Source organism: Bradyrhizobium sp. 18BD, from assembly GCF_054185225.1.
In genome coordinates this window covers 481135-491278 of record NZ_JAVAYL010000003.1, presented here as the reverse complement: position 1 = coordinate 491278, position 10144 = coordinate 481135, and the positions used below count along the sequence as shown (strand labels likewise).

The following is a 10144-nucleotide window of genomic DNA, read 5'->3' as shown; positions in this document are numbered from 1 at the left end:
CGACCGAATGTGAGTTTGATCTGGCATGCAAACCAGATTGCCAAAACCGGCTCGACCCTTGGATCGCCAACCATAGGAGTAGTTCACGCCGCTCTTCCCAACCTAACGAGCCTGAAGGCGTGCTCGCTCAGGTCAAGACCAAGCCGCTTCGCGGCGGCCCTCACGGGCCGGTCTTGACCTGATCTGCGCGCGCCATCCCAAACTTCCCGCGGTCGGGACGAAGAGCTGGCCCGCAATCGAACAAAAAGCTGACCATAAACCTTGACACACCAAATCCCCATGTGAGCAATCCAGAGCCTTTCCTCGGTGGGATTCTGGATTGCTTCGCAGCGCTCGCAATGACGAGGTTGGTGAACGAGCGTGGCCCTACCGCAGCGGCTTCTTCAGCAGCGAGAAGCGATCCGGGTCGAGGCCCATCGACGGTTGCAGCATCGGGGCTTCGGCGGCGCCGAGCGTTTTGGCGGGGGGCGCGGAGAACACCGGGTCGTTCGGCACGTCGCGCTGCGACGTGGCGCCGCGCCAGCGTTCGAGCACGGCGCTGACGAAATGCATGTCGTGGCCGGAGGTGACCGACGGCACGCTCGAGATGGTGGCCTCACCACGCGGCAATTGGTGCGGCGGCACTTCCTTGAAGCGCAGCCGCGTCGGCAGCGCGACGCCTTCGCCGAACGCCAGCACCTCGCGGGTGCCGAGCGACGGCACGAAGGAGAGCAGGTTCGCGGCGGCGTCCGACACCGCGGCGCGCAGCAGCGCCTGGTCGCGGTCGTTGGCAAGACGCATCGTGAACAGCGTGTTGCACTGGGAGATGATGGTGGCATCGAGCTCGGCCGGACGCTGGGTGATGAGGCCGAGATAGACGCCGTATTTGCGGCCTTCCTTGGCGATGCGCGACACCGCCTTGCGGGTCGGGCCGAAGCCGATATTGCGGTCGGCGGAGGCGTAGCGGTGCGCTTCCTCGCAGACGAACAGCAGCGGCGAGACGCCGTCGCTCCACAGGCCGAAATCGAAGGCCATGCGGCACAGCACCGAGACGACGGAATCGATGACCTCGGCCGGGAAGCCGGCGAGCTGCATCACCGTCATCGGCTTGCCGTTGGCGGGCAAGCGGAACAGATGGCTGATGACCTCGGCCATGGTGTCGCCGCCGACATTGGCGTTGTCGAACATGAAGGCGTAGCGCGGATCGTTGCGCACCGCCTCGATGCGCGAAATCAGCTTGTGATAGATGATGCGCGAGGAGCGGTTTTCCAGCTTGCCCATGCGCTCGTCGATCAGCGACATCAGATCGACTAGGCGATAAGGCACTGGGGTGTCGACGGTGTAGCCGATCTGCTTGGGATCGATGCGCTTCAGACCGATGCGGTCGGCATTCTGGTACTGGGTGTAGACGCCCTTGGCGAGCGGGATCACCTCGGCGAGGATGTCGAGCTCTTCCGGCACGCCGGCGCGGCCGCCGAATAGCACGTCGACGATTTCCTCGAAGTTGAACAGCCAGAACGGCAGCTTCAGATTGCGCGGGTTGAGCACCAGCGCGCGGTCGCCGAAGCAGCGGCCATATTCGTTGTGGACGTCGAGCAGGAAGATGCGCAGGTTCGGGCGCGCCTTCAGGATCTCGTTGAGCAGCAGCGACACGCCGGTCGATTTGCCGACGCCGGTCGATCCCAGCACGGCGAAATGCTTGGACAGCATTTCCTCGACGTCGACATAGGCGACGACCGAGCGGTCCTGCTGGAGGAAGCCGACATTGATCTGGTCCGAGCCGGTCGGCGCGTAGATCGTGCGCAGCTCCTGGCTGGTGATCAGGTCCACGGCATCGCCGATGGTCGGATAATTGGTGACGCCGCGCTGGAATTTAGCCTTGTCGGCGGCATTGAGGATTTCGCCGAGCAGATCGACCGAGGCGATGGCGATGTAATTGTCGGTGCTCCCCAGGTTCTCGCAGGAGACCTCGGTGATCATGGCGACGATGACCGAGCTCGAACAACGAATGCTGACGAAGCGGCCGACGGTCGCCCGAACTTCCGAGATCGACAATTGGTTTGCCGCCAAAAGCCCGACCCGGGCGAGCGATCCGCGAACCGAAATCACGCGTCCAAAGGATGTCACGATGAATGAACCTGGCAAGAGCGAGGGGTTTGTTCGGACTATGCGCGGCCGTCGCTGGACAAACGGTTAAACGGCAGGCGCGGCCGCTTTGTTAAATCCGCGACAATTCGGCCGGGAAGTTTGTTGCTCATGCATACTTGTGGGCTGAAACGTCCGGAAACTGGCGCTTTTCTAGGCCGTTGAGACCGGAAGCGCTTAAGGAAGATTTTACCATCCGGGCAGTCTGTCCGCCGTTTGGCGGATTGCCGGTTCCCTGGGTTGGCGCCATGCGCGGCAAGGGGCGACGGTGCATGATTTGTTGACGGGACCTAATCATTTGTACATTAGTACAAATGAACCCGCGGCCCCGATGCCGCCCCGGGCGCTCGAGCCTTTTGCGGCTCCGCGCTCGATTGCACGATCCGCTGCAGCGGGTCGCCAGCTTCGCCAGGAGGAAACCATGCAGCCCGAACCGATCCTCGATCTCGCCCATCTCGGCCACATGGAACTGCTGACTCCGAAGCCCGACGAGAGTCTGAAATTCTTCGTCGACGTGATGGGCATGACCGTGAGCGGGCAGAAGGGCGAGTCGGTCTATCTGCGCGGCTGGGACGATTATGAGCGCTATTCGCTCAAGCTCACGGCGTCGAAGACCTCAGGCATGGAGCACATGGCGCTGCGCGCGCGCAGCCAGCAGGCGCTGGAGCGTCGCGTCGCCGCCTTGAAGGGCTCCGGCTTCGACATCGGCTGGATCGACGGCGACATGGGGCAGGGGCCGACTTTCCGCTGCCGAGACCCCGACGGGCACATCGTCGAGCTCTATTACGAGACCGAATGGTACCAGGCCCCGCCGGAGCTGAAGCCCGCGCTGAAGAACCAGGCGCAGCGCTTTCCCGCGCGCGGCGTCAATGTCCGCCGCCTCGACCACCTCAACTGCCTCGCCACCGACATCAAGGCCAACCGCGAGTTCTTCGAGAATTATCTCGGCTGCCGGCTGACCGAGCAGATCGTGCTCAATGACGGACGGGAAGCCGCGATGTGGCTGACGATGTCGAACAAGAGCTACGACTTCGCCTATTCGCTCGACCATTCCGGCGTGCGCGGCCGCTTCCACCACGTCACCTACGCGCTCGACAGCCGCGAGGAGATTCTTCGCGCGGCCGACATCTTCCTGGAGAACGGGGTGCACATCGAGACCGGCCCGCACAAGCACGCGATCCAGCAGACCTTCTTCCTCTATGTCTACGAACCCGGCGGCAACCGCGTCGAGGTCGCCAATGCCGGCGCCCGCCTCATTCTCGCGCCGGACTGGAAGCCGATCGTGTGGACCGAGGAGGAGCGCAAGAAGGGCCAGGCCTGGGGATTGAAGACGATCGAGTCCTTCCACACCCACGGCACGCCGCCGGTGGAGGCGAAGAAGCACGCGTGATCGCGCGCTTCGCTTAGTGCATTGACGATCGCACCCGCGCGATTGTTTCGCGGATGCTGCTCCAGGCCGGCTTATCCGGTGCAAACTGCTTGCGCAGGAAACTGACGAGCTCCTCGATCTGCGCGTCGCTCATGCTATTCCCGAATGCGGGCATGTAGCCGAGGTCGCTCGACACGGGATCGGCGATGCCGTGTAGGATCACCTGCACCAGATTATCCGACGACGCGCTGTGCAGATTGCTGTTGAGCGCGAGCGAGGGCCGGCTGCCGAACAGCGGCAGGCCGCCGACCTCGTGACAGACGGCGCAGGCGCCCTGGTAGAGCCGCGCCCCAGTGGACGAGGCGACGGTGACCTGCGTTGCGGTCTCTAGCTTGGCGGCGATTACGGGCGCGTCGGCCGCGGCGTCGTTGAATGAATTGAGATAGACCGCCATCGCACGGATGTCCTGGTCGGGCAGCGCTTTGAGGTCCCTGACAACAGGCGCCATCGGGCCGGCGGCGACGCCGTGATAGCGCGAATGGCCGGTGCGCAAATAGGCGAACAGCTCGTCCTCGCTCCACGGGATCGGTGCGTGCGAGAGCGAAGTGAGCGGCGGCGCTTCCCAGCCCTCGGCAAATCCGCCGGCGAGATAAGCTTGGCGCTGCTCGGCGCCGAGCGCGTTGCGCGGCGAATGGCAGCCGCTGCAATGGCCGAGGCTTTCGACGAGATAGGCGCCGCGATTCCAGGCCTCGGATTTGGCGGGATCGGGCTTGAACTCTCTTGTGTCGTGGAACAGCGCGTTCCAGCCCGCCAGCAGCGGGCGGAGATTGAACGGGAAGCGGAGCGCATTCGCCGGCGCGCTCGCGCGGACCGCTGGCTGCGCCATCAGATAGGCGTAGAGCGCCTGCAGGTCGGCATCGCCAGTCTTCGCAAAGTGCGTGTAGGGGAAGGCGGGATAGAGCTGGCGTCCGTCGCGATGCAAGCCATCGCGCATGGCGCGCGCGAAGGCGGGATAGGACCAGGCGCCGATGCCGGTCTCGACGTCGGGCGTGATGTTGGTTGAGTAGATCGTGCCGAACGGCGTTTCCAGCGCACGGCCGCCGGCATTGAGCACGCCGTTGATCGTGGTGTGGCACTCCGCGCAATTGCCGAGCGCGGCAAGCTGCTGGCCGCGCGCGATGGTCGCCGCGGAATAGACCGAGGCGTCGGGCCGCGCGATCGGCGCGATGGCGCGGCCGGGCAGGAGCGCGGCGCCGATGCCGATCGCCGCGGTGCAAAGGGCTGCGATCGTCGCGACAAGGCCGGCGCGTTTGGCGAACGGATTCTCCCAGATGCGCGAAGGTTTGGACGTAGCGGGCGCGGGCAGGGCCTGCGGCGCCAGTGACGCCTCACCGTGCAGGCCCTTCAGGATGCGCTCCGGCGTGAACGGCGGCTCGCGAAAGCGCACGCCGGTGGCATCGAAGATCGCATTGGCAATCGCCGCCGCGCTCGGCACTGACGCGGACTCGCCGACGCCGAGCGGCGGCTGGTCCGGCCGCGGCAGCATCAAGACGTCGATCTTGGGCACGTCGGGGAACGGGATGATCGGATAGCCGCCCCATTCGCGCGCTGCCACGGCGCCGCGCTCGAACGAGACCTCCTCCATCAGCGCGCGACTGGTGGACTGGATGACGTTGCCGTGGATCTGGTGGCGTACGCCGTCCGGATTGATCATCAGGCCGGAATCCTGGCCCGCGACGACGCGCGTGACGCTGACGTCGCCGGTGGATTTGTTCACCGCGACGTCGGCGATCCAGGCCGACCATGCCGCGCCATAGCCCGGAAACTTGCTGTGGACGTAGAGCGCATAGGCAAAGCCGCGCCCATGCACGACCTCGCCGTCCTTCTCTTCGCGGACGGGGCGGGGCGTCCAGCACGCACGTTCGGCGACCGCGTTGACGAGATCGACGGCGCGCTGGTCCTTCAGATAGCGCAGGCGGTACTCGATCGGATCGACGCCGGCCTCGCTCGCGGCCTCGTCGATATAGGATTCATGCGCAAAAGTGTTCGGCAGCGCCGAGACGCCACGAAACCAGGAGGCGCGCACGATCGGTGGCGTGTCATGCGCGACCACGCGCATGTTGTCGTAATCGTAGGGCGGGATCGCGGTGCGGTCGCCCATCTGCAGCACGGCAGGCTCGGACGAGATGCGCCCGGTGAGCAGAAGGGCGAGTGTCGGTGCTGCGTTCGAAGGATAGCGCGTGGCGAGATCGTATCCGGCGATGCCGCCTTCGGTGTCGAGGCCGCCATTGACGTCGATGAGCTGCGCGGTGCCCTTGGGCTCCCAAATGTGTTCCTGCTCGCGCGTCAACTGCACGCGCACGGGCCGGCCAACCGCGCGCGACAGCAGAAGTGCGTCGGCGGTGACGTCATCGGCGCAGTTGCGGCCGTAGCAGCCGGCGGCTTCCAGACGGATGACATCGATCTCGCTCTCGGGACGCTCGATCAGCAGCGCGAGGTCGCTGCGCAGCACGTGCGGGTTTTGCGTGCCGGACCAGACGCGGATATTGCCGTCCTGGAAATCGGCGACGGCGCAGGACGGGCCGATCGAGGCGTGCATCTGATATGGCCACACATAAGTGCGCTGCATCGGCTTGGCCGCACCTGAAATCGCCTTATCGACGTCGCCCTTGTCGATCAGCGTGCGAGGCGTGGACGGATTGGCGCGCAGGGCGGTCTCGACATCGGCGAGATCGGTGAGCGCCGGCGTCGGCTTCCAGCTCACCGCGAGCTGTTCCGCCGCGCGGATCGCATTCTCCTCGCGCTCGGCAACGACACCGACGAAATCGCCGATGTGGACCACGGCGACGATGCCGGGAATGTCGCGGATCGAGGATTTGTCGACCGCGATCAGACTGGTGCCGACGAACGGCCCGGCATCGACGCCCGCGTAGGGCGGGCGCACCACGCGGCCGTGCAGCATGCCGGGCACGCGGATATCATGCACGAAGGTCAATTCACCCGTGGCCTTGGCGGGCAGGTCGACGCGCGGCATCGACTGGCCGACGATGGCGTAGTCGCCGACGGCCTTGACCGCGACGTCGTCGGCAAGCTCGAGGCGAATGGTCTCGCCGCCGATCAGCTCGCCATAGCTGACGCTGCGATTGTGGCCGCGGACGAGACCGTCCTCGATCTTCAGCTCGGAGGCCGGCAGCTCCAGCCGCTCCGCCGCGCGCTCGATCAGGAGGTGGCGCGCTTGCGCCGCCGCCTTGCGCAGGGGCACGGCGGTGATCTGGATGGTTTCGCTCGCAATGGTCGCGCCCTGGTTCGGCACCAATGCAGTATCGCCGAGCACCACGACGACGCGCGCAAAGGACACGTCGAGCTCTTCGGCGACGATCTGGCCGAGTGCGGTGCGGATGCCGGTGCCCAGATCGACATGGCCGTTATAGGCCATGACCGATCCGTCAGCGGTGATGCGGATGAAGGTTTCAGATGTGACCTCGTCCACGGTGCGGACGACGACGAGCGAGCCCCGCTCAGCTTCGTTCGAGAGAGGGGAGGCCATCAATCAGCGGCCTCGGCGAACTGGCCCGATGCGCGCATCACGGCGCGCAGGATTTCGACATGGGTGCCGCAGCGGCAGAGATTGTAGCGCAGCGCCGCCAGCGCCTCTTGCTCGGTGGGCTGCGGGTTGATCGCAAGCAGCGCCTTGGTGGTCATGATCATGCCGTTGAGGCAATAGCCGCATTGCGCGGCCTGCTCGTCGATGAAGGCCTGCTGCACCACATCAGGCTTGTCGCGGGTGCCGAGGCCTTCGAGCGTCACGATGTCGCGGCCGGCGCAGCCGCCGATCGGAATCACGCAGGAGCGCGCGGCGGCGCCGTCGATCAGGACAGTACAGGTGCCGCATTCACCGAGGCCGCAGCCGTATTTCGGACCGTTGAGCGCGAGATCATTGCGCAGCACGTAGAGCAGCGGCGTATCGCGCGCCGCTGTGACCTCGTGGATCCTGCCGTTCACGGTGAGGCGGATCGGTGCCTGCGTCATCCTCGTTCCCAAGCTTCGCGACCAAGCGATCGTAAAAATCCAAACCGCTCGAAATCTACGTCGCGACGATACCGTTTGTACACAAACGTGCAAGCCGTGCATGCCGCAGTGCAGCGCGACTGCCTTGTTTGTGGACAGAGCGGATAGGCAAATGAGGTTTTATGCGGCAGCGGCATCTTTTGCGGCGCACCGCCGCTTGACAGCCGCGGGGGAGCGCGCGCAACATCGTTCGTATACGAATGATAACCGCGATTGTCCGCTGGCTTTGACATGGTGATGGAAACAACGAGCGCTGCCATCGACAAGATCCGCTGCGATGCCTGTCCGGTGATGTGCTACATCAAGCCGGGCGCGGCAGGCGCCTGCGATCGCTACGCCAACCACGACGGCAAGCTGGTCCGCGTCGATCCCCACGTGATCCTGGAGCGCACCGTCGAGCACGGTGGCAAGCTGGTGCCGTTCAGCCGCACCGAAGACTGGGACGGCAAGATCGTCCACGAGCCCTCGACCTTCGTCACCGCGATCGGCGCAGGCACGACCTATCCCGACTACAAGCCGGCGCCGTTCATCGTCTCCGCGGAGGTCGATGGCGTCGACATGGTGACCGTGGTCACCGAGGGCATCTTCTCCTATTGCGGCATCAAGGTGAAGATCGACACCGACCGCTATCTCGGCCCTGAGACCGCGACCGTCCGCGCGCAGGGCGAGGCGGTTGGACATGTCACCACCAGCGAATACGGCTCGCAGATGCTGTCGCTCGGCGGCGTGCATCATCTCACCGGCGGCTCCAAGAAGGAGGGCCGCGTCACCTGCGACACGCTGATGGACCTCGCCAATTGCAAGGCGGTGGAGCTGACCATTGACGGCGGCGCCAGCGTGGTGGTGCAGGCCGGTCAGCCGCCGATCGTCAATGGCGTGAAAGAAGAGCGCATGCGGGTCGGCTGCGGCTCGGCGACGATCGGCATGTTCGCCAAACAGTGGCGCGGCAAGGTCGACGAGGTCGTCGTCGTCGACGACCACATCACCGGCGTGCTCAGCGAGCACCAGGCCGGCAAGCTGCTCGACATCGCCGACACCGGCATCAAGATGAAGGGGCGCCGTTCGACGCCCGGCCGCTATTTCCAGGTCGCCGATCCCGGTACGGGATGGGGCGGCACCAACATCTCCGATCCGCTCTCGATCCTCGGGCCGTTCGACGCCAAGGAGGCCAAGGCCGGCCTCTCGATGCTGATGGTGTCCACGACTGGTGAGCATTCGTCCTATTACGTGCTCGACGAGGCCCTGAAGCCGGTTGAGACCGAAATGCCCGCCGACCTGAAATTCTCGGTCGAGCGCATTCAGGAAAATTGCGAGCCGGCGCTATGCACGGTGCTGTTCATGGCGGGCGCGGGCGGTTCGTTGCGCGCGGGCGTAACCGACAATCCGGTGCGGCTGACGCGCTCGGTGAAGGACGCGCTGACGCGCGTCACCAGCGGCGGTGCGCCGGTTTACGTCTGGCCGGGCGGCGGCATCACCTACATGGTCGATGTGACGCAGATGCCGGCCGGCGCGTTCGGCTATGTTCCGACGCCGGCGCTGGTCGCGCCGATCGAGTTCACGATGAAGCTGTCGGACTATGCCGCGCTCGGCGGGCACATGGATTACGTCAAGCCGCTGTCCGAGGTGCAGAACGGCGAGGACGTCCGCCAACTGCCCTGGCAGAATCCGATCCCGGGACGCCGGGCATGACACGGCTCCCGCAAATCGCATTGCTGTCTGATGGCCGGCGGCTGCATTTGCAGGATGGACCGATTGATCTGATCATTGAGGCGAGGGGGCGCGCGGACGAGGTCCGTGCGGCCTATGAGGCCGCGGCGCAACGTTTCACCGGGCTGCTCGACGAGCTCTGTGCGGAATTGCCGGAACTGCGGGCGGCCGCGGCGGTGCGGACCTCGCTGAAGGGCGTGGTGGCGCGCCGCATGCACGCCGCTGTCGCGCCCTATGCTGCCGATTGCTTCATCACGCCGATGGCGGCCGTTGCCGGCAGCGTGGCGGAGGAAATTTTGGGCGCGATGCTCGGCGCTGCGACGCTCGATCAGGCTTACGTCAACAATGGTGGCGATATCGCGCTTCACCTCGGCAGGGGCGAGCATTTTTCTGTCGGCCTGGTGGATCGTCCCGATCGCGACGGTGTGATGCGGGCGATGAAGGTCGATTCGAATGATCCCGTGCGCGGCATTGCGACCAGCGGCCGTCACGGCCGCAGCTTTTCGCTCGGCATCGCAGATGCGGTGACGGTGCTGGCGGCGACGGCATCTCAGGCCGATGCGGCGGCGACGATCATTGCCAATGCGGTCGATCTTCCCGGACATCCCGCCATCATCCGGCAACCCGCGAACGAGCTTCAGCCTGACAGCGATCTCGGTGCGCGTCTCGTCACCCGCGATGTCGGTGCATTGTCGCAAAACGAGATCGCCGCCGCGCTGGAATCTGGCGCGGAATGTGCACGGCAATTATTCGATCGCGGATTGATCGAGGGTGCCATGCTCAGGCTTTGTGGTGATATGCTTGTCATCGGAACCAAGGATATAGAAGAGCAACGATCGCGCCCGCTTGTGCAGGAGAACGCGGTCGATGCCTGAA

At 65.2% G+C, this 10144-nt stretch carries 6 protein-coding genes; 3 read left to right on the top strand and 3 right to left on the bottom strand.

Going from position 1 to position 10144, the window contains the following annotated elements:
• Positions 1-366: 366 nt before the first annotated feature.
• Positions 367-2106, bottom strand: coding sequence for an ATP-binding protein (locus RAD16_RS08460; protein ID WP_458157398.1), 1740 nt, complete (start codon positions 2104-2106; stop codon positions 367-369).
• Positions 2107-2545: 439 nt separating this feature from the next.
• Here RAD16_RS08460 and RAD16_RS08455 point away from each other — a divergent pair, with 439 nt between their 5' ends.
• Entirely contained in the window at positions 2546-3514 is a 969-nt protein-coding gene (locus RAD16_RS08455) for a catechol 2,3-dioxygenase (RefSeq protein ID WP_458157397.1), read from the top strand.
• Between the two features lie 13 nt (positions 3515-3527).
• On the opposite strand, the gene RAD16_RS08450 is transcribed toward RAD16_RS08455, so the two are convergent.
• The gene (locus RAD16_RS08450; protein WP_458157396.1) at positions 3528-7040 is read right to left on the bottom strand and encodes a molybdopterin cofactor-binding domain-containing protein; all 3513 of its coding nucleotides are present in this window, start codon (positions 7038-7040) and stop codon (positions 3528-3530) included.
• A complete protein-coding gene (locus RAD16_RS08445) occupies positions 7040-7522 on the bottom strand; it encodes a (2Fe-2S)-binding protein (RefSeq protein ID WP_458157395.1) in 483 nt (160 codons plus the stop codon). The genes RAD16_RS08450 and RAD16_RS08445 overlap by 1 nt, the downstream gene beginning before the upstream one ends.
• Positions 7523-7792: 270 nt before the next feature.
• Between RAD16_RS08445 and RAD16_RS08440 the strand changes: the two genes are divergently transcribed.
• Both RAD16_RS08440 and RAD16_RS08435 read left to right on the top strand, forming a co-directional pair.
• Positions 7793-9250 (top strand): 6-hydroxynicotinate reductase, encoded by a 1458-nt coding sequence (locus RAD16_RS08440; RefSeq protein ID WP_458157423.1) that lies wholly within the window; start codon positions 7793-7795, stop codon positions 9248-9250.
• Entirely contained in the window at positions 9247-10143 is an 897-nt protein-coding gene (locus RAD16_RS08435; RefSeq protein ID WP_458157394.1) for a UPF0280 family protein, read from the top strand. The genes RAD16_RS08440 and RAD16_RS08435 overlap by 4 nt, the downstream gene beginning before the upstream one ends.
• Position 10144 lies beyond the last annotated feature (1 nt).

What these genes read in the sequence shown, in the direction of transcription:
- RAD16_RS08440 (WP_458157423.1), top strand. Translation starts at nt 7,793, where the DNA reads ATGGTGATGGAAACAACGAGCGCTGCCATCGACAAGATCCGCTGCGAT.
- RAD16_RS08450 (WP_458157396.1), bottom strand. Translation starts at nt 7,040, where the DNA reads ATGGCCTCCCCTCTCTCGAACGAAGCTGAGCGGGGCTCGCTCGTCGTC.
- RAD16_RS08455 (WP_458157397.1), top strand. Translation starts at nt 2,546, where the DNA reads ATGCAGCCCGAACCGATCCTCGATCTCGCCCATCTCGGCCACATGGAA.
- RAD16_RS08445 (WP_458157395.1), bottom strand. Translation starts at nt 7,522, where the DNA reads ATGACGCAGGCACCGATCCGCCTCACCGTGAACGGCAGGATCCACGAG.
- RAD16_RS08435 (WP_458157394.1), top strand. Translation starts at nt 9,247, where the DNA reads ATGACACGGCTCCCGCAAATCGCATTGCTGTCTGATGGCCGGCGGCTG.